The organism is Rhodonellum psychrophilum GCM71 = DSM 17998 (assembly GCF_000381545.1).
Lineage (GTDB): Bacteria > Bacteroidota > Bacteroidia > Cytophagales > Cyclobacteriaceae > Rhodonellum > Rhodonellum psychrophilum.
The window spans coordinates 95768-116016 of the sequence record NZ_KB906675.1 but is presented as its reverse complement, the minus strand read 5'-3'; the positions used below and the strand labels follow the sequence as shown (position 1 = coordinate 116016).

At 41.2% G+C, this 20249-nt stretch carries 18 protein-coding genes; 7 read left to right on the top strand and 11 right to left on the bottom strand.

The genetic code is table 11. The features are described from left to right. Nucleotides 1-355: 355 nt before the first annotated feature. The 4 genes from F824_RS27935 to F824_RS26625 all read left to right on the top strand — a co-directional run bounded on the left by F824_RS27935 (nucleotide 356) and on the right by F824_RS26625 (nucleotide 5356). Nucleotides 356-1198 carry a carboxypeptidase regulatory-like domain-containing protein gene (locus F824_RS27935; RefSeq protein ID WP_022582122.1) on the top strand — a complete coding sequence of 281 codons (843 nt, stop codon included), beginning with the start codon at nucleotides 356-358 and terminating at the stop codon, nucleotides 1196-1198. Further along, on the top strand, nucleotides 1129-3564 hold the full coding sequence (locus tag F824_RS26630; protein ID WP_236613155.1) for an outer membrane beta-barrel protein: 2436 nt from the start codon (nucleotides 1129-1131) through the stop codon (nucleotides 3562-3564). The genes F824_RS27935 and F824_RS26630 overlap by 70 nt, the downstream gene beginning before the upstream one ends. Before the next feature lie 272 nt (nucleotides 3565-3836). Then, nucleotides 3837-4484 carry a Crp/Fnr family transcriptional regulator gene (locus tag F824_RS25615; RefSeq protein ID WP_019597054.1) on the top strand — a complete coding sequence of 216 codons (648 nt, stop codon included), beginning with the start codon at nucleotides 3837-3839 and terminating at the stop codon, nucleotides 4482-4484. Continuing rightward, complete coding sequence (locus tag F824_RS26625; RefSeq protein WP_019597053.1) at nucleotides 4481-5356, top strand: alkaline phosphatase D family protein; 876 nt, start codon at nucleotides 4481-4483, stop codon at nucleotides 5354-5356. The genes F824_RS25615 and F824_RS26625 overlap by 4 nt, the downstream gene beginning before the upstream one ends. 512 nt (nucleotides 5357-5868) lie before the next feature. Here F824_RS26625 and F824_RS0106445 read toward each other — a convergent pair. From F824_RS0106445 to F824_RS0106435, 3 genes are all read right to left on the bottom strand, one after another. Next, nucleotides 5869-6321 (bottom strand): hypothetical protein, encoded by a 453-nt coding sequence (locus F824_RS0106445; RefSeq protein WP_139189647.1) that lies wholly within the window; start codon nucleotides 6319-6321, stop codon nucleotides 5869-5871. 46 nt (nucleotides 6322-6367) lie between these two features. Then, nucleotides 6368-6652: a YtxH domain-containing protein gene (locus F824_RS0106440; RefSeq protein WP_019597049.1), complete on the bottom strand. Its 285-nt coding sequence runs from the start codon at nucleotides 6650-6652 to the stop codon at nucleotides 6368-6370. A gap of 221 nt (nucleotides 6653-6873) precedes the next feature. Beyond that, entirely contained in the window at nucleotides 6874-7260 is a 387-nt protein-coding gene (locus F824_RS0106435) for a hypothetical protein (protein ID WP_019597048.1), read from the bottom strand. A 236-nt stretch (nucleotides 7261-7496) separates the two neighbouring features. Here F824_RS0106435 and F824_RS0106430 point away from each other — a divergent pair, with 236 nt between their 5' ends. Further along, on the top strand, nucleotides 7497-8207 hold the full coding sequence (locus F824_RS0106430; protein WP_026333537.1) for a galactosamine-6-phosphate isomerase: 711 nt from the start codon (nucleotides 7497-7499) through the stop codon (nucleotides 8205-8207). A gap of 211 nt (nucleotides 8208-8418) precedes the next feature. Here the strand turns inward: F824_RS0106430 and F824_RS0106425 are convergent, their stop codons facing one another. The 8 genes from F824_RS0106425 to F824_RS0106380 form a co-directional block, all read right to left on the bottom strand. Further along, nucleotides 8419-10881, bottom strand: a complete 2463-nt coding sequence (locus F824_RS0106425) for a S9 family peptidase (RefSeq protein WP_033405173.1) — start codon at nucleotides 10879-10881, stop codon at nucleotides 8419-8421. A gap of 230 nt (nucleotides 10882-11111) precedes the next feature. Next, nucleotides 11112-12311: a hypothetical protein gene (locus F824_RS0106420; protein ID WP_019597045.1), complete on the bottom strand. Its 1200-nt coding sequence runs from the start codon at nucleotides 12309-12311 to the stop codon at nucleotides 11112-11114. A gap of 48 nt (nucleotides 12312-12359) precedes the next feature. Next, the gene (locus F824_RS28075) at nucleotides 12360-12491 is read right to left on the bottom strand and encodes a hypothetical protein (RefSeq protein ID WP_019597044.1); all 132 of its coding nucleotides are present in this window, start codon (nucleotides 12489-12491) and stop codon (nucleotides 12360-12362) included. Between the two features lie 188 nt (nucleotides 12492-12679). After that, nucleotides 12680-12937 (bottom strand): hypothetical protein, encoded by a 258-nt coding sequence (locus F824_RS27425; protein WP_139189645.1) that lies wholly within the window; start codon nucleotides 12935-12937, stop codon nucleotides 12680-12682. Nucleotides 12938-13505: 568 nt separating this feature from the next. Continuing rightward, a complete protein-coding gene (locus tag F824_RS0106395; RefSeq protein ID WP_022582388.1) occupies nucleotides 13506-14186 on the bottom strand; it encodes a carbonic anhydrase family protein in 681 nt (226 codons plus the stop codon). A 2-nt stretch (nucleotides 14187-14188) separates the two neighbouring features. After that, nucleotides 14189-15763, bottom strand: coding sequence for a SulP family inorganic anion transporter (locus F824_RS0106390; protein WP_019597040.1), 1575 nt, complete (start codon nucleotides 15761-15763; stop codon nucleotides 14189-14191). 72 nt (nucleotides 15764-15835) lie between these two features. Beyond that, entirely contained in the window at nucleotides 15836-17200 is a 1365-nt protein-coding gene (locus tag F824_RS0106385) for a sensor histidine kinase (protein ID WP_019597039.1), read from the bottom strand. Between the two features lie 229 nt (nucleotides 17201-17429). After that, a complete protein-coding gene (locus tag F824_RS0106380; RefSeq protein ID WP_019597038.1) occupies nucleotides 17430-18173 on the bottom strand; it encodes a response regulator transcription factor in 744 nt (247 codons plus the stop codon). A gap of 232 nt (nucleotides 18174-18405) precedes the next feature. On the opposite strand from F824_RS0106380, the gene F824_RS0106370 reads away from it, so the two are divergent. Next, a complete protein-coding gene (locus F824_RS0106370; protein ID WP_026333536.1) occupies nucleotides 18406-19443 on the top strand; it encodes a zinc-dependent alcohol dehydrogenase family protein in 1038 nt (345 codons plus the stop codon). Between the two features lie 94 nt (nucleotides 19444-19537). Then, a complete protein-coding gene (locus F824_RS0106365; protein ID WP_019597034.1) occupies nucleotides 19538-20197 on the top strand; it encodes a DUF6629 family protein in 660 nt (219 codons plus the stop codon). Nucleotides 20198-20249 lie beyond the last annotated feature (52 nt).

The following is a 20249-nucleotide window of genomic DNA, read 5'->3' as shown; positions in this document are numbered from 1 at the left end:
AATTAGAATAGCATTATCTGTATCCTAAATTCTGATACAAAATTGAAAAGATAAACGCGCTGTTGAAGTGATATTTGTTACAAATCCGCTTTCCATCCTAATAAATGGGGAACCAAGTTAGCGGCCATGGCCGCTTTGATGTTTTTGAAGTGTAGTTTCCTTGGATCTGTTTTTCCTTCATTTGGGAATTTTCATTTTTGGAATCGGTCCTTAGTGATGGTTTACCGTGATGAAATCATTCCAAATAAAACTCCCTGTTACCAAATCTTTAACAATCCTTCACATGTTAATATTTAACATTTTTAGGAATTCAGGAAGGTGATTTTTGCTGCTGTTTTACAAACCAACCTATTTTATGAAACAGAATTTCACCTTTCTTTACCAAGTAAAATCAATGGCCAATTGGAAGGCTATCGTTTTTGCATTATGTATCATTTTTGTATTCCATGATGAAGGACTTGCACAAGCCACCAATTCCACCTTTAGCGGATTGGTTCTAGATGATGTTGGACAACCCTTGATCGGGGCATCGATCTTGGTCATAAACGAATCAACAGGATTTCAGACAGGAACGGTGACTTCCCAGGACGGACGTTTCAATTTACAGCAAATGCCATTGGGTAAACCCTATTCTCTCCAAGTGTCTTTTATCGGGTTTTCCACGCAAAGATTTACTGGATATGAATTGAATCTGGGGGATAGGATCAATGTGGAAATCAAGATGGAATCGAGCAATAGAGAACTCGAAGAAATAGTGATCACCGGAGAGGGATTTCAAAACCAAATCGAAAAATTGGGAGCTGTCACCTCCATTGATGCCAAGCAAATCAAAAATCTTCCCATCGAAGGAAGAAATTTCACCAACCTCACGGCATTATCGCCTTTGCAAGGTGGGGGAGGGCTCAACCTTGGCGGACAACGGGGGACTTCCACCAACGTCACTTTGGATGGGGTGAATGCAAGAAACCAACTTACAGCTGGTCAAATTGGACGTGGTCCCTACACCGTCTCCATTGAAGCGATCCGGGAATTTGAAGTTGCCACCAACTCCTATGATGTCACTCAGGGAAGGCAAGCGGGAGGCGCCTTGAATGCGGTCACCAAAGCAGGTACCAAGGTACCAATACGATGGAAGGATCGGCTTTTGTGTACCATAGAAATGATAATTTGGCCAGTCCAAACGACATCCGTGGAGTGAAGAGAGAAGTTACTTTCAACAATACGCAGTGGGGTTTCAGTCTTGGAGGCCCGATAATCAAGGATAAAGTTCATTTTTTCACGGTTTTTGATCGTCAGGATGCAGGAGATCCCGTGTTTATCGGCGATATCAGAGGCGAAGACGATGAGCGCAGGCTCAGGATCAGAAAAGATAGTTTGGATAAATTTGTGGACATTGCCCGAAGACTTTATGGGGTAAGCAATGATCAGCAAATCGGGGAATTTTCTCGGAAAACGGTCGCCAATACTATCTTTGCCAGGATAGATTGGCAGATCCACAATAGAAATAAATTGACGATCAGAAACAATTATACGGATTGGTCAAACCCTTTGAGTGTGAATGACAATACCGCCATCAATTTGTCAGAGGTTTATGGTGACTTTTCTTCCAAAGAAAATAGTCTTTTGGTCTCCTTGAGATCCATGGTGAATGCTTCCACCACCAATGAGCTCAAGGTCCAATTCCAACATGCCGAAAGGGCTTTCACTGCGAATACCCAATTGCCTTTTGCCAACATTCCGCGCGCCATTGTCAGGGTAGTTTCCCCTTTTCCGACAGCAGCCAATCCAAATGCTGTCCAGACCACCAATGTGCAAATCGGGGGGCAACGGTTCACTCCCGAGACCAACCTCGAAAGGCAGCTTCATTTTGTCAATACCACCTACATGCAAAGGGGTAAATTCAACATTACCTTGGGTACTGACAATATGGTGACCTATCTGGAAACTCTGCTCAGCAATGAACAAAACGGCAGGTTTTTCTACAATAGCCTTCAGGAATTCGAAAACAATACGCCTTTCCGATATGCAAGGGAAGTTCCTCTCAGGGGATTGCCAATCGTGAAGCAGACTGTGCTGGATTTGTCATTGTTCGGACAAGTGGAATTCAATCCGCACAAGGATGTCAATACGGTTTTTGGGCTCAGGTATGACGCAACCCTCTTCATGAACGATGCGGCGTATAATGAAACGCTTTTCAATGAACTGGGAATCAATACAGCAGTGAAGCCAGCCGATTTCAGGAATCTTCAACCCCGTGCACAGATGACCTGGAATATCAAGGGACAGGATAAGAACGTGATCAAATTTGGAGCAGGTTTGTTCTCTGCCCAGCCACATTATTATGCCCAAGTAAACAATATTCAGAATTCTGGAAAATTACTTGCCGCCATTGATGTTCAGGGAGATTTGGTTCCCGAGGCGGATTTTGTAGGGTACAGGAATGGTGTTCAAGCTCCGGGGATTCCCGAAGGTGCTTCCTTCATTTCCACCATCAATGCGATCAACCCGGATTTTAGGGTCCCCAATACCTTTAAAGCCAATTTGAGCTACAATAAATTCATGGGCAGCCGATTTAGGCTTGGTGCCAATGTGCTTTTCAGTCAGACCTTTAACAATTATGTTTATCTGGAAAGAAACTTGGTGGACAATCCCTATTTCAGGTTGGCCAATGAAGCAGATAGGGGAGTGTTTGTGCCCGCCAATACCATCGGAACCAATGGACAGACCAATTGGCTGAATTCAAGAAAATCTACCAATTTGGGTAGGGTGTTGGAATTGAATTCCACTGCAAAAGCCTATCAGTATGCCTTGATATTGGATGGAAGTGTCAAAATTGGGAAAGACGGTTATTTCACCGCATCCTACACCTATAACCAGGCGTTCGACAATTCTTCCTACAATTGTTGCGTGGCAAATACGTCCACCTTCCTTCCCGTAGTGGATGATTCCAGAAAGCTGAATTGGGGATACTCTGACAATCAATTCAAGAACAAATTGGTATTGAACGGCGCTTCACCGACCTGGAAAGGATTCGTGCTTGGTGCTTCATTGGTCGGGATAGGCGGTTCCAGGTATTCATTTTTGGTCGCCAACGGATCTTTGCAAGGGGACTTTCCTTTGAACAATGCCTTGGCTTATGTTTTTGATCCCAATGACCCCAACACACCCGAAAATGTACGTACCGGTATCAATGCTATTTTGGATGATCCCAACACTTCGGAAAGTACCAAAAAATACCTAAGGGACAGTTTTGGGAAAATTGCCAAAAGAAATGGTGGTGAAAACCCCTTTTTCTACACCATGGATTTGCGCTTGCTCAAGACCATCAAAACCTTCAAGTCGCAGTCACTCGAGCTATCAGGGGACATCTTCAACTTCATGAACTTGCTTGACAAGGAATGGGGTGTAAACAACAATCTGAACGGAGGAAGAAATCTCCAAAGCATCAGAGGTTTTGATCAAGCCACGCAGCGGTACAATTACAATGTGGAATCCGGGGTCGGGATTTTGCCCATCAACGGAACCCCTTGGAGAATTCAGTTGGGTTTGCGCTATTCTTTTTAAATCCCTAAAACAGAGAGCATCCTCTTTGAAAATATCATCCCAGGAAGGCGACCATCGATGATGGTAAGCTTTCTGGGATTTAAAAAATCATGATCCATGAATCAATGGGTAAGAATTGGCAATGAAAACCCCATGTTTTTAATCTTGGGGAAACCTGGGGGCACGATTGTTAATAGCAGGTTAAAGGGAGGTTAAGTTTTAGAGAAGTCCTAAAAAGAGTACTTAAAAACAAGAGAATTATGTCCAAATTTATACTGCATTCATAGGCGGAAATGGACCTGAAAAAGTACATATTGGAAGAGGTCAAACCTCAACACAGCAACGCTGTCTTGGGAGTACGAAGATTTCAAAAAGGGGAATACATCTACATGCCTCCGACAAAGCCCAATGAGGTCTTTCAAATGGTTTCGGGTGTAGTGAAGATCGGGAGTTACACCATTGATGGCGATGAAGTCTGTTATGATTTTCTTTTTCGGCAAGAGGTCTTTGGAAATTTAAGCTACTTGAATGGTCAGTTTTTTGAATTTGCAAAGGCGGTGACGGATTGTGAATTGACCACCTATGACCTCAGTTTCTACAAGAAAATTATCGTTCATGATCACCTCGTTTCGGAGTGGTTCAACAGGATGGTGGTGTCCAGGTGGTGCAAAGTGGAAACCAAACTGTTCAAGATTTGTACGCTTTCTCCAATGGATAGAATTCTTTCTCTTTTTCAGGAAATGGATCAGAAAATAGAAGATTCCAATGGGAAATTCATTCACCTGCCTTCTTTGATGACCGATTTGGAAATATCCCAACTGACCGGACTAACCCGACAGACCGTCGCCAAGCTATTGAAATCCTATCAACGGGTTTATGGAATGCCTTTGTTCAAAACCAAAAAAATAAAGTCTTTAAACAATCAATCTTTGCAAAAATGATCAAAACCACAATATTGACAATCCTTTTGATGGGTTCTTGTCTGTTCAATTTTTCCCTAGCCCAAAATCAAAAAACCAAGAAATTGAAGGTGGAAACCATCAATTTTGGTTCCTGCAACAAACATGACCTTCCGCAGCCTCTTTGGAATCCCATCCTTCGGGACAGCCCGGATGTATGGATATGGTTAGGGGACAATATCTATGGAGATACGCATGACATGGTGCTGTTGGAATCAAAATATGATGTCCAATCCAGTATTCCCGAGTATCAAAAGCTGAAGGAATCCTCCCATATCATCGGCGTTTGGGATGACCACGACTATGGAATCAATGACGGCGGTGTGCACTATATGCAGAAAAAAGAATCCCAAAAAATCATGTTGGATTTTTTGGGAGAGCCTTCGACAAGTCCAAGAAGGAATCAAGAAGGGGTATATGCTTCTTATGATTATGGGATTGGGGAAAATAAAATTAAAGTGATCCTTTTGGACACCCGATACCACCGAGATACGCTTTTGAAGGAAGATAAAATGTACATTCCCAATGAGGAAGGTTCTCTTCTTGGAGATGCGCAGTGGTCCTGGTTGGAAAATGAATTGAAGACAAGTGATGCAGCCGTCCACCTTATAGCCGGGGGCATCCAATTTATTCCTACGGAACACCCCTTCGAAAAGTGGGAAAATTTCCCCAAAGAGAGGCAAAGGCTATTGAATCTGATCGCCAGTTCAAAAACCAAAAACCCGGTTTTATTGAGTGGTGACAGGCACATCGCTGAAGTTTCTCTCCTAAAGGATGCTCGTTTTCCGGCAGGATTGTATGAAATCACTTCAAGTGGCTTGACACATACTTGGAAGGAATACCGAGAGGAATAGAATCCCTACCGAGTCGGAAATATGATTGCAAACCTTCATTATGGAACCGTGAAATTCGATTGGGAGGAAAGAAATATGGTCTTTCAAATCAAGGGGGAAGAAGGTCAGGTTTATTTGGAACAAAAAATTCAAGTGCAATAAACACTCCTGAAATTCCTTGGTCTGACAAAAATGGAACGCTGAAGAGTATTTATCAGGAAAAATTTTAGGATACATGGAATCCTTCAACCCATTTTATGCATTGTGAATGCCTTTCAATACTTTATTTGTCTGATAATTAGTCAGTTGTTGACTTTTATTGACTTCACCATATCGGTGTCAGGAATTGGTCTCCCAATTGTCTGATTTTCTTTCAATTTCAATCCCATGTGGAAACCTATTGCATATTTCGGGTCCAATTGGGTTTTAAATCTTAAAAAAATAAAAAAGGAGCGGCCAATTATTGCCGCTCCTTTTTAATAAAAAATACCCAACCAAATAATCAAAAAAAGGGTTGAATCGCTGATTTCTAATTATCTTTTGGAAATTGCAGCAATTGATTTTTCAAGTTTATCCAGATCCTGGTCTAAGCTGATTTTGAATGCTTTCAGGTTTTGACCGTTGTCTACTCTGTAATTTAGGATTTGGTTATTTATCCTTGCGTTTTCTGCCTGTAAGTTGTCCAGCTGCTTTTCGTACTCTTTTCGTACTTCCGTTTTTTGGTCTTTGGCCTTCACTTTCAATTCCGCAATTTTAAGCTCATTTTCATTGATTCTATTGTCCCATTTGGACTTAAGATCAAGGAATTCACCAGAGTCCATACGGGCTGTTTCGAGATCTTGCTTTGCTTCTGCAACATCCATTTTTTCATCCGCTAAATTCTGTTCGGCCTTTTCGATTTTTTTCTCCGTGGAGTTCTCACAGCTGATCATTGTTCCCAATGCCACTGCACCTACGAATACCATTTTGAGGAAGTTTGCTTTCATAATTATTTTTTTTGGTATAATATTAATGTGTGTATCCTTGTCCCTGTTATTTGTATTTACCTTGTTCCAACTTATCATTCACCTCGTGGGTAAATTGGTTGAAATTGGTTTTGCTTTTTTCAATGACACTTTCGGTGGTTGAAAGCAAATCATCTGCTTTCTCTTTCAAGATATCAGAGACAAAATTAGCCAGATCCTGTGCACCAACAATGACTCTTTCTCTGATCTTGTTCTTCTTGTAAGGAATAAGCATTACGCCAACAGCAGCTCCAAGAAGTCCTAAGGTAATGATGGTCCCTAGCGACTTCCCATTGTTGTTTGAGTATTTCATAGTGAATATATTTTAGGGTTGTAATAAAAAGATGTTGATTTTCAACATGACAAAGTTGAGAAAAGAAGTCACTCAAAAAGTTACAGTAAAGAGCGCTTTTTTTATATAATTCACTTGTTCTGGCTGCAGTTTTTAGCGACTACATAGAACCAAAGCAAAAATCTTGGCTTTGGGCCAAAAAAGGTCGGCAACTCTCCAATATTCAAATGCTTTATTGAAGTTTAGGTCATTGAATTTTTGACCATAAATCCCTTTTCCTTGTTTAGAAGGGGGAAATTAACCTTTTGTACCCCCAATAAATACACAATAGCTCCAATCAACAAGATAAAAAATCCGATGTTGAAGATGTTCGAATACAGATATTCGTTTTCAACCACTCTGTGTTCTTGGTTCAATTGGGATGTGCTGTGGACAGCCATTAAGTTGAACACTTTGAGCATAATGATCAGGAAGCCCAATTGTGAAATGAGGATCCCTGTTTTTTTCAGGATGTTCCTATTGAAACTGGGGAAAGCAAATTGATAAAAATATCTTGGTGAGGAAGCATTCGATTTCTCTTTTTGCACCTTCTGCTTTTTATCTGCGGAAGTAGAAAACTGATTCATCATTTTATAAAATTGGTTTTATTGTAATAGAACTGCAAAGTTCGAAAACAAAAAGAAATTTACTTTACAACTTTTTAAGAATACATTACATAAATTACTGAAAAGAGAATACGAAATACATTATTGATCAACAAAGATGATTTTGCCTTTTTAAGATGTGATTTGTGTAAATTTGGGAGTATTTAGGCCTGAAACACAGATCCATATTGGAAACAAACAATCAAAAAAATCTTAATCCTATGAAAATAACCTACTTTGATGACAGTTCAAAAATGAGTGCATTTGCATCACTTATGGTTCTCAATGAGTTGAGAAAAAAGCAGTATTTGCTGATTGCTGCTGCGACTGGAGGGTCTCCTGAAGGCCTCTATCAAATGCTGGAGAAAAGATATCAATTCGATCCGGAATTATTTGAAAAACTCAGGGTTTTGAAACTCGATGAATGGGGAGGAATTCCAATGTCTGATCCAGGATCCTGTCATTCCTACCTCAACGAGAAGGTGTTGAAACCCCTTCATGTCAGCTCAGACCGGTATTTGGCTTTTGATTCAGCTGCACCGGATCCAGCGGAAGAATGCCGGCGGATCCAAGAGGAAATTGACCATACGGGACCAATTGATTGCTGTATTCTGGGTTTGGGGAAAAACGGACATATTGGTTTCAATGAGCCTGCTTCAATCTTGCAATCCGATTGCCATGTTGCAAAGCTAAGTGCCGAGACCATTGACCATCCCTTGGTTCAAGCGATGTCCCAAACCCCAAGTTTCGGAATGACTGTAGGAATGAAAGGGATTATGCAATCCAAAAAAATACTGTTGCTCATCACGGGAAGCGGAAAACAAGAGGCGATCAAAAAGCTTATGGAAAAGGAGATTTCCACCCAATTGCCGGCCTCATTTCTTTGGCTTCATGGAGATGTAGAATGTTTGATCGACAAAACGAGTTGCTAAAGAAAACATATTTTCGAGTGTTCTCACAAGCCTGTTTTTGCGTTAGTGAAAAGTTGTTTTCTCACCAACAAAAATTGGAATCGATAACGAATTGAATCTATCCCTACTTTTTGATTGGAAAATCGGGTCAATAGATGAAATAGGATTCTATAAAGAGGGCCCTCCAAGTAAACAAAAAAATCCAGTGGTGATCACCACTGGATTTTTTTGTTTACTTAACTAGCGCTTTTTCTCTTTGGACCTCCAGCATATCCACCGGTGGGGGAGAGTTATCGCCCAATAAGTGCTGGACGAAATAATCGCCCATTCTCCAGAAGAAATATTCTGTCATGTCGCCAAATCCATGTCGCTGTCCTGGGAGGATGATGAAATCGAAGCGTTTGTTGGCCTTGATGAGTGCATTTGCCATTCGGATTGTATTGGCCGGATGGACATTGTTGTCTACATCTCCAGTGACCAATAAGAGCTTTCCTTTAAGGTTTTTGGCCAAATCAGGGTTTTTCTCGATCTGATAGACAAAGGTAGTGTCTCCTTTAGGCGAAATCTGCTCTTTCACGCCGTGGTGCTTCTCCGACCACCAACGGTTATAGATGTTGTTTTCATGGTTTCCGGCACTGGACACCGCGACCTTAAAGAAGTCTGGATAAACCAACAAGGCCGCAGTGGACATGAATCCACCTCCGGAATGTCCGTGGATACCCACTCTTGACTTGTCGATAAAAGAATGCCTGTCAGCCAATTGCTCGACACCTGCTTTTTTGTCCGCCAATCCATAATCCCGAAGGTTTCCATACCCATAATTGTGGTAGTATTTAGACCTACCTGGATGTCCACCTCTGTTGCCCAAAGTCACGACTACAAAACCAAATTGTGCCAATCGATCAACACGATCCATCCCTCTGCCAAAAGCCTTGTTGACGGCTTCCGTTTGTGGTCCCGGATACACATATTGGATGATCGGGTAGGACTTGGTGGAGTCAAAATCAAAAGGTTTGTACATCACCCCATAAAGATCCGTGATTCCATCATCGGCCTTGAATTGGAAAGGCTCTGGAAATTTGTAGCCTGCGGCAAACAATGCGGATAAATCAGTCGCTTCCAAATCCATCACCTTGCGGCCACTGGCGTCATGCAAGATGGAAACGGGTGCGGTATTGACCCTGGATGAATTGTTGACAAAATAACTTCCCTGATCGTTTAGGTTAGCGTCATGGTTGAAATTCCCGTTGTTGAGCAGCGTGACAGCACCACCGTCCAATCCGACACTGTAAAGATGGGTGTAGTAGGGGTCTTCTCCTTTTTCACGGCCATTGGCCACAAAAAATACTTTTCTGCCTTTTGTATCCACATTTTCAATGCCGTCCACATGAAAAGCACCGGTTGTCAGTTGCCTTTTAAGGCTGCCATCTGCTCCATAAAGGTACAAATGACCCCATCCATCCCTTTCTGACCAATGGATGATTTCTCTCCCGTCATTGATGATTTCTGGTTTTACGATTTCTATATAGGTGTTGCTTCTTTCTTCTACAACTACCTCTTTTTGATTTGTCGTCAGGTTCCATCTGCAGATGTCAATTTTTTTCAAGTCTCTGGAACTTAGAGAAAAGTAAAATGAATCCTTATTTCCCAACCATTTCACAGGCTTGAAGTCATCATCCCTTGCGTTTTTCGGCAAACTTTCTGACCAAAGACCCAAAGATTGGTCCTTGTAAGTGCCCACGGGCAGGACATTTAATTTCTCAGTTGTGAAAGAATAATGTGCAAGCTCTTGTACCGGCTGTTCTTTTTCTCCCGGCATGGCATATTTGTAGGTTTCCAAAGTGGGTCTGGGATTTCTGGAATTGTGCAATACCCATAGATCTTTTACTTTCCGGTTGTCTGTTCGCGAAAAAACAAACTGCTTTGCGTCTGGTCCCCATAGGATGCCGGCTCTTTTTCGTTTGTCCTTGTTTTTTTCTTCTTCCTCGTTGTCTTCTCCTCTTCCGCCACTGCCATAATCAAAATCCTTTTCCCCGTTTTCAGTAAGCTTGTGCTCCACGATGGTACTGTCTTTTTCATCTTTCACGGCTTTCAGGAAATTCTCCTTGTCCATCCAGTAGAGATTGTGGTTGCGTGCGAATACCACCTTGGAGGAATCCGGGGCAATGTTTGCCCAAGCCTGACGCTCTGGATCTTTAGCGGCATCCTTGATTTCGGTGAGTTGTCGATTGGACAGGTTGTATTGGAAAACAAAGGTCTTTTTTTCCAAGGAATCCTTGGCACTCTTGTTTTTTTCCTTGATTTCAGCCCAATCCTTTTTCAGGACCTCTTCAGTGCCTTTCACTTTAAACCTGATGGTGTTTTCATCTTCCATGAATTTCAAGTTTTCCAATTTCAGGTTTTGTCCATCAAATGGATCCTTGACGATCTTGGTGATTTCCATGGCCAGTTTATCCCTGTCAAACAATTGGGTTTTTGACTTTTGGACAGGATCTACTAAGTAATAAAATTTACCTTCTGGGGTTTCGTACTCATACCAGAATTTGTTTGATTTCTTTAGCCAATGCGGATCCACAGAGGTGGAGAAAATCATTTTTTTAAGCTTTTCGGGTGAAAATCTAGCGGCAAGCTCATAGTTGCCTTTTTCTACGTTTTCCTGTGCAAATCCCACCTGGAAAAGCAAAAGGAAACCCATAACTGTTAAACTTTTTTTCATATTCATGTCAATTTCAGACTTCGAAACTAAAACAATCATAGAATATTGGGGAACCATTGGTGTAAAAATCGCAAATTTAAGAGGGAGCCAGGTTACCTCCGGCAGGTGCTGCAACCCATGAAAAATCAATGGAAAAAAACCAATGGTATTCAACCTTAAGTATTCCGGAATTTTAACTACATGAAATTTGAATTAATGGATATTCTGGGCTATTTGAGAATCTTTCTTTTTACTTTTTTTGCCATGTTCACCAAAGCATGTGCTTTGGAAAGCAGTTTTGATTTCAGACTTAACTTCTTTTCAATTTTGCGATCCAAGGCAATATTTAAGATTTGGAGGAGCTCCAAGGAAATCATCCTGTAAATTTCTCTTTGAAAGTGCCTGGAATTTAAAGTCAATTGGGATTCGTGCGTCACTATTTTCCGCAGGTCCAAAAGGTGACAGTTTTCGGTTTTTTCCACAAAGCCGTCCAAAACACCATTCATCAATTGGTGCCGCATTTTCACATTTTTTCCCAAAGATTTAGGATTCTGGACTTCAGCGCCATTGATGAAGACGATGGGGATATGCGATGGTATTTTATTTCTTATCTGTTTTAGATTTTCAAGAAAATGATCCGGGCTGATTTGACCCAAATGCTTAAATTCAGAGGCAAAAACCCCTAAATTCTGTTCATTGATGGAATTCAATCCTCGGGGATTGACTTTTTTGACGATGTCTGGATGCGAATTAATGTCAGTCCAGTAGGAATGATAGCCCCCATAAGGCAATATCAAATTCTGCTTTTTTTGTGCATACAATTCTTGGGTAAAGTCCATGTGTAGGCTGTATACCAAGCAGTCATAACCAAGGCCAAACACCTTGGTTTTGTAGAAATCGGCATCAACAAATGGGATGTGTGCACTTTCCTCCAGATATCTTTTATCCTCGGGAGAGATAGTCAATGTATCTATCAGGACTTGGGAATGCCCCTGATGAATGGCAAGATTTTCCTTGGAAACATAATTCGTCTCCTCCTCAACCGCTATTCCATTATTTTTGAGATAAAACAGCATTTGGGTGAATTCGCAACCTCCTCTGAAAAGGATTTTGATTTTTGATTCCCCATTTTTTCTAACGGGAGGTTCTTGCTGTTCTTCCTCAGACGTGATTTCCGATATCCAGTCTGGAAAAGAGCCATCCAAAGTCTCGGCTACCTCAGGAATGATGTCCAGTGATGGGAAGTTTAGTTTTGAATACACATACTGGGCGATACCAAGGTTTAGAATTCTGCAGGAAAAAACGAAATGCTTAAGATGATGGGTTTGACGGTCTAAACTGTAAAAACCCACTACACAATAATCCCCATAATTGTCCTTTACTTGGATGACGGCTGAGGAATAATCACCGTCATTGATCAGTGCTTCCACTTCGGCTGACCCAGATCTTATTTTGGTAAAATTATGTTGGTTCGTCCGTTACAATAATTTCAAAATCCTTTCTTTTTGGTCTGTCAAATCCGTGATGAAATGAATCCTTATGTTGGAAGCTTTTAGGAATTCGATATTGCTATTGAAGGAGGTCATGGCGATGGCTTTTTCTTCAAGCAACTTGTACTGCTATAATCTTGAATCGGATTGATCATCTTTCCCTTTGAATGCAGGATGATCTAGGATTTGTTCCGTAAAGTCGGGCAGGTGGATGTTAAGATTTGGATTGTAGAATTATGCTTCTTCCAAATTCAGATGATTGTCGTCCAAAAACAAAACGTTGACATCCCGAAGCTGACATTGATGGATTACATTTTGGATAAGGACTCCTTTTGGTTGCCATTCGATAGCGGGGGAAATGAAATAATCCCAAATCCCAAATTCAGCCAGTTTTTCTTTGGCTTGCTCATAATCGTTTTTGGAAACAAGGCTGTTGAAAATCCCTCTTTCGGTGAGGGTTTTGACCAGATGTGTTTTTTTTCAATAGGGCTTACGCCTTCCTTTGAAAGCGTACCTTTCCAGAAGGTTTCATCTAGTTCCCCAATCACCAGTTTCAAATTTTCCATTGCAATGTTATTTTATCACAACAGAGACCTTGAAAAATCGCCTTTTTTCGGATGCTGAAGAATTGAATTTTCACTTTACTCAATAAGCCGGTATTTAGGCAAAAGCTTCTTTGGGTCGATCAATGGTAACTATCTGTTTTGGGAGATAGTCAAAGACCCAATTGACCTAAATCATTAAAATTATACAGTGATAGGGTAAACAATACGCTTAATCAAATTTACAGATTTGAAAAGCTATAAAAAATGAAATTTTTTTAAGGTATTGTTCCTTGTTTTTGGATCCTCGGAATTGATCGAATTGCTATTGACTCTTGCCATGGTGAAAAAAATTCAAAAAAATATACTCTTCTGAAATGCGATTTTTCTAAAAAAATCAATGATCGAATCCGATAAATCTCAAACCAATTCTAAACACAAGGCTCCAAGAAAATAATAGCATTCTTTATGCTATTATTTTCTTGGAGCCTGAATCAAAGCCAATTCTCATCAATATGATTTTTGAGTTTTCCCTATTCTCGCGAAAGAATTTTAAAAAAGAGGTTTCCCTCCCCAAACAATCAATTTTTGCCTAATCGTCTTGGCGACGGGTCGATTCAATGTTTGAATGTGTGATCAAGGTGTCCTCATAAAATTCAACCATTCCTGTGTCCAAGTCATGCATGGCCCCAATGATGGCAATTTTACCCTTTTCGATCATTTGCTCGAGGATATAACTTCTCTCGATGATGGCTTGAACCGATCTCTTTACGCTAATGGTCGCCACATTTTCTACAAAAACTGCATTGGAAGAATTCCTTTGGCTTTCGTCAAGCGTTTCTTTTTCCAGATATACAGCTGTTTGAAGCTTTGCAAGTAATTCGGTTAGGTTTCCCATTTCCACATGGTCACATGCCCCTTTTACCGCTCCACATCGGGTATGTCCCAACACCACCAATAGTTTGGAGCCGGCGAGTTTACAGGCAAATTCCATACTCCCGATAATGTCGGTATTGACGATGTTACCGGCGATCCGGATGGAAAAAATATCTCCCAAACCTTGGTCAAAAATCAACTCAGCTGAAGTCCTGCTGTCTATGCAGCTCAGGATGGTGGCGAAGGGCCATTGTCCGTTTCTGGTCTGATTGGCTTGTTGAAGCAAATCTCGGTTGGCTTTGAGGTTGTTCATAAATCGCTCATTTCCTTCCTTCAAAATTTCCAAGGCTCTCTCTGGAGTTATACTCGATTGGTATTCTTTGTCGATTGCTTTCATCATTAAACTGATAGTACGTGAGTTTGATTTTCTATTTTATAAGCATCCCTAAAACCAATGAGGGTTACCGTAATGTTTTTGTCTTTTGCGCCTATGGCAATAAAATCCTTGATCAACTGCAAAACATCAAAGTCGATATAAACCGTTTTGGAGGCGTCAATAACAATTTTACTGTTTTCTGGCAAATGTATGATGGTCTGTTTTATCGCTGCTTTGTTTAGAAAAGAGACTTCTTGTGCCAGTTCAATATATACAGTTTGCCCTTCCACATGATCTTCATTCTTGAAGAAATATGCCAATTTTAAATTGCCTTTCAAAATAAAAAAGACACTTACTACCAATCCGATTCCCACACCTTTCAATAAATCGGTGGCTACTACCGCCACAACTGTTACCAAAAAGGGGATAAATTGAAATTTTCCATTGTCCCACATGTGTTTGAATACGGTTGGACTGGCCAGTTTATAACCCACCATGATCAGCACAGCGGCAAGACTGGCCAGTGGAATCTTGTTCAGGATAAAAGGGATTGCCAATACTGCACCTGCCAGGAAAACACCATGGGTGATGGCCGCCACTTTTGTTCTTCCTCCTGATTTAACGTTGGCAGAAGATCTTACGATGACAGATGTCATGGGTAGGCCTCCGATTAGTCCGCTCAGGATGTTTCCGATTCCCTGGGCTTTCAGTTCGGTATTCGTGTTGGTAAATCGTTTCAAGGGGTCAATTTGATCGGCGGCTTCTATGCAAAGCAATGTTTCTATACTGGCCACTACGGCTATGGTTATCCCAATGATCCAAACATCAAGATTGCCGATTGCGGAAATGTCCGGAGTGGCAAATTGTCCAAGGAAATCATCCAAAGTAGCCGGGATCGGAAGATTGACCAAATGCTCCTGACTGATGTCAAAAGGAGATCCCGTTCTGATAAAAAATTCGTTCATCAAAGTTCCGACCACCACGGCCACCAAAGCACCGGGAAGAAGTTTTAATTTTTGAAGGAAACCGATCTTGTTGAAACTGATCAGGATCGCCATAGAAACCACCGTGACCATGATGGCCCCAATATGGGCAAAATTGACTGCATCTTTAATATCGGAAATCAAATGACTGGAGGAGCCGTTTTTGTCAATGAAGAAAAATTCTCTCTCGTGGATGACATCATAGCCGATCGCATGGGGAAGTTGGGTCAATATGATGATGATCCCAATGGCAGCCAACATTCCTTCGATTACATTGGAGGGGAAATAATTGGAGATGGTACCAGCTTTGGCATATCCAAGGGCAAGCTGGATAAAGCCGGCAATGATTATGGATACCAAGAGTGCTTCAAAAGACCCAAGGCCGATGATTGCCGCTAAGATGATTGCAGTAAGGCCAGCTGCTGGACCTGAAACACTTAAATTGGAATTGCTCAGAAAGCCTACGACTATACCTCCGATGACTCCCGAAATGATCCCCGAAAAAAGAGGGGCTCCACTGGCAAGCGCAATACCTAGACACAAGGGGAGGGCTATCAAAAATACAACTAGGCCTGCTAAAATGTCTGTTTTAAAATACTGGGAATTGAATTTCATTTATTTATGGTGCTGATTTGATCTTCAAAGATCCGAAAGAGCACCTTAAAATGGCCTTAAAAAGGATAAAGATTAACTTAAAGGCAGGGTGATCGTGAATTTATTTGATATCAAATCTTCATTGCTGTAGACGACTTCTCCTTGGTGCATTCTCAATATTTTCCGGATAAAAACCAAGCCCAAACCAAAGCCTCTTTTTCCTTGGCTGTTTTTCCCCCTGAAATAATGCTGATAGATATACTTTTTTTCGTCTTCATTGATTACCGGGCCCTTATTGATGAATTCAAGTTGCAAAAGTTTTGCCCGGGGAATGATGTTGATTTTAGCTTTGTAATCATCGCTGTATTGAATACAATTGATCATCAAGTTGGACAAAGCCGCTTTCAACAACCTTAAATTTGCCGGGACCGTTAGTTTTTGCTCGTCTTCAATGGTTTCGGCATACTCAATGGAAAAATGGAATTCGGGGTGAAGCACACCAAACTCCTCAGCCAAGTCAAAAATCAGTTCGTCCACCCTTATTTTGGTCAATTTTGGAATACTTCCCGATTCCGTTTTGGAAATCTCCATCAGGGAATTGATGATTTTGCTGAGGTTTTCGGTATCCTCTTTTTGGTTTTTTATGAGATATTTGATTTTCTCCAAATCGGATTCCTGTTCGATCCTTTCGAAATTTGAAACCAACACCGCAATGGGCGTTTTCAATTCATGGGAAATATGTTGGACTGCATTTTTTTGAAAGGAAAAAGCCTCGTTCATGCGTTGCATCAGTTCATTGAACCGCTGTCCCATGATGGCCACTTCATTCTTGCTTCCGGCGGTCACGATAGGATTGAATTTGACTTCAAAATTAAAATCCTTGATTTGTTTGGTCAGGGAGACGATAGGGTCCGTGATCCTTTTTGAGAGGAAATGTGACATCAGGATAATGATCACCGAAATCACGATGAAAGTGAACGAAAAAATAAACCGCAGGTAATCCAAGTAATGAAATCCAGCCAAATCATGTGCCTTACTGATGCCGTAATAGACCAAACCTTTGCTTACAATCTTAATTCCAAGGATTTCAAATTTCCCTTCTTTAAGCTCTACTTTGTCCACTTCCTGAGACAATTCACTCAGAATATTTTGGGTAAAGGTGATTTGTGACCGCTCTATGCTAGAGTAGATCAGTCGCTGGTTTGCGTCAAAGATCAATATCTTTTCATTGTAGTATTCGTCAATGGAAACACGGTCCATCGTACCGATCAGTTTTTCATCGATTTCCCTGATTTCTCTTAAAAAATTCAGTGTTGTTAGGATTTTGTCTTGCTGCTGCTGTTGGAATTCTTCCTTCCGGTAATCGTAAAAGAGCATGTAAATGAAAACCAGGGTGATTCCCACCAAAACAATGGTCACCACGGAGAAATTCCAGATTATTTTTTTCCTGATGTTCATTTAACCCGTTTTATGCATTACGAACTCCATTTAATATTTTAAATTACTGATAATCAATTAGGTGTTGACTATTTTTGACTTCACCCTATTGGTGTCAGGAATTGTTCTCCCAGTAGTCTGATTTTCTTTCAGTTTCAATCCCATTTGGAAACCTATTGCATATTCCATCTAACTTAATCAAGTTAGATGCTTTACGTTACTTTTTCGATGTCTTAGAATTCGGGTTTAATCATCCCGCTATGGTTCCGGTGTTGTCTTCAAAAAAGTAACCAAAGCCTATTTTGGTTTTGATCGAGTTTTGCCCAAAGGGTTTGTCAACTTTCTTCCGCAAAAAGTTGATGTATACCTCGATGGTGTTGGAGTTGGCATCAAATGAGGTTCCCCAAATCTCGGAGATCAGGGATTTTTTGGCCACCAATTCCCCTCTGGAAAGCACCAGCCGCAAAAGGATTTGGTATTCTCTTGGCGTGAGTTGGATCTCAATCCCCTGACGAGTCACTTTTTTGATTTCTGTTTGGATTATCAAATCTCCCATGATGATGGTTTGGGAGACCTTAGCGGCATTTATATTCGTGCTTCTTCTCTTGATCAGGGAATTGATTTTCAAGACCAATTCCTTCATAAAAAATGGCTTTGTCAGATAATCGTCTGCACCGGATTCGTATCCCAAGACCTTGTCTTCGATTTCATCAAAGGCAGTCAGCATCAACACTGGTGTTTCCTTGTTGTATTTTCTGAATTCCTGGCACAAATCATATCCGTTTTTGTAAGGCAGATTGATGTCTAACAAGACGCAGTCATAATTCGATTTGCGGAGCATTTTGGACGCCAACAATCCGTCAAAGACCGTTTCTACCTTCATCTGTTCCTCCATCAAAGCATCCTTGATATTCCTGTTCAATGCAGGGTCGTCTTCTACGAGCAAAATCCTTTTCAAGTCCTGATTCCAGTGGGTGAATTGTAAAGTTAACATTTAATTTCTGTATGCTTGGTATTTGAAAATGATCTCCTGCAGCCCGGGAACTCTCGGGAGGTTTTCGTCACCAGGAAATAGATCAACCAAAAAGGTTTGAATATTCTTAAATGGAAAAAGGAATAAGTCAGTCATTTTCGTTACCTTAAAATATTGAAAAACAATATTTTAATTCCTTTTGGCGCCGTTGAGGAGGTGATTTTTTTTCTTACTTTTGAAGATTTAAAAAAAAATGAAAGCCTGGCTTATCCAAAATATTTCGGATCTAGCACTAGAAACAAAGCCTTTGCATCTGGTGGATATTCCTTTGCCTGTTCCAAAGAAAAATCAGATACTGATTAAAGTGCGTTGCTGTGGGGTTTGTCATACGGAATTGGATGAAATTGAGGGAAGAACACCACCTGCCTATTTCCCGGTGGTTCCGGGTCATCAAGTCGTGGGAACAGTTGAAGCGTGTGGGGTAGAGACCTTTCGATTCCAAAAAGGAGATCGGGTGGGTGTCGCATGGATATTTTCCGCTTGCGGGAAGTGTGAATTTTGCTTGTCGGGATTGGAAAATCTTTGTCCTGATTTTAGGGCCACAGGAAGGGACGCCAATGGGGGATATGCGGAATATATGGTGATTGATGCTTCTTATGCTTTCAAAATCCCAACTGATTTTTCAGACCTTGAAACGGCCCCTCTTTTGTGTGCGGGTGCGATTGGGTACAGGGCATTGATGCTTGCAGGACTTTTGGATGGGCAGATACTTGGGCTATCTGGTTTTGGTGCATCTGCGCATCTGGTTTTGAAAATGGCAAGATACCTCTATCCCGAATCCAAAATATTTGTTTTTGCCAGGAATCTCCATGAGCGACAATTTGCACTTCAACTTGGTGCAAATTGGGCTGGGGACCATTCCGAAGTTCCGCCAAATAAGCTCAACGCAATCATCGATACCACTCCGGTTTGGAATACGATAGTACAGGCATTGTTTCACCTAAAACCTGGTGGAGGACTGGTCATCAATGCGATCAGGAAGGAGTCGACTGACCAGCGGGCACTCTTACAGATCCGCTACCAGGATCACTTGTGGATGGAGAAGAATATCAAAACCGTAGCAAACATCACAAGATCGGACGTTGAAAATTTTCTGGCTCTGGCGGCATCGATCCCCATCAAGCCTGTGGTGGAGACTTACCCTTTTGAAAAAGCCAATGAAGCTATCATGGATTTGAAACATAAGCACGTGAAAGGTGCTAAAGTGATTGTTTTCCCAATAGAGGACTAAAATTAAAAAGCATATTTTACCTGCGTTGGCCAATCCCCTTGTTTTTGCGCGCAATTGTTAAATAGTCCCATTTTCAAACCGAAAAAAAGAACGGATGCGTTTCTCTGCTGAAGCAAGTTTTGGAGCCATTATTGTCCTTGGAAGTATCGGTGCAATAGCGGTATCAAAGGTGAAAACACGTTCTCAATTTGCATTTGCTGCTATTCCCTTGATGTTTGCCTTTCAGCAATTGTCAGAAGGGATTTTATGGATAGCATTGTCAGCACCAGGCCATAGTTCTTGGAGCCATTGGTCCGCTTTGATTTTTCTTGTATTTGCACAGGTGGTATGGCCGGTTTGGATTCCGGTTTCAATTTTTCTACTTGAAACAAATAGGTTGAAAAAAATGGTGCTCGGTGGATTTATGGCAATGGGTTTCACCGTTGCCCTTTATTTATTGTATAGTATCCAGGAATATGGTTTCTCGGCGGAGATTAGGGGGGATCACATCAAATATACACTGGACTTTTCCAAGGTACTGGTGACTTGGAGTGCTGTTTTTTACTTCATCCCCATCGTGTTCAGTCCATTTGTTTCCAGTACCGAGGGGATGCCATTACTGGGTCTGGCAAACCTATTTTCTTTTTTGCTAGCCGAATTGTATTTCGAAGACCACTTGATTTCGGTTTGGTGTTTTTTTGCAGCGCTACTGAGTGTGATGGTTCTGGGTGTGATCATAAAGATGAATGCAAAAAAAAATAGACCGGAAGGATAAATTCCGGTCTATTTCTCAAGTTTATAAAACAATGTCTCAAAAAAGCAGACAT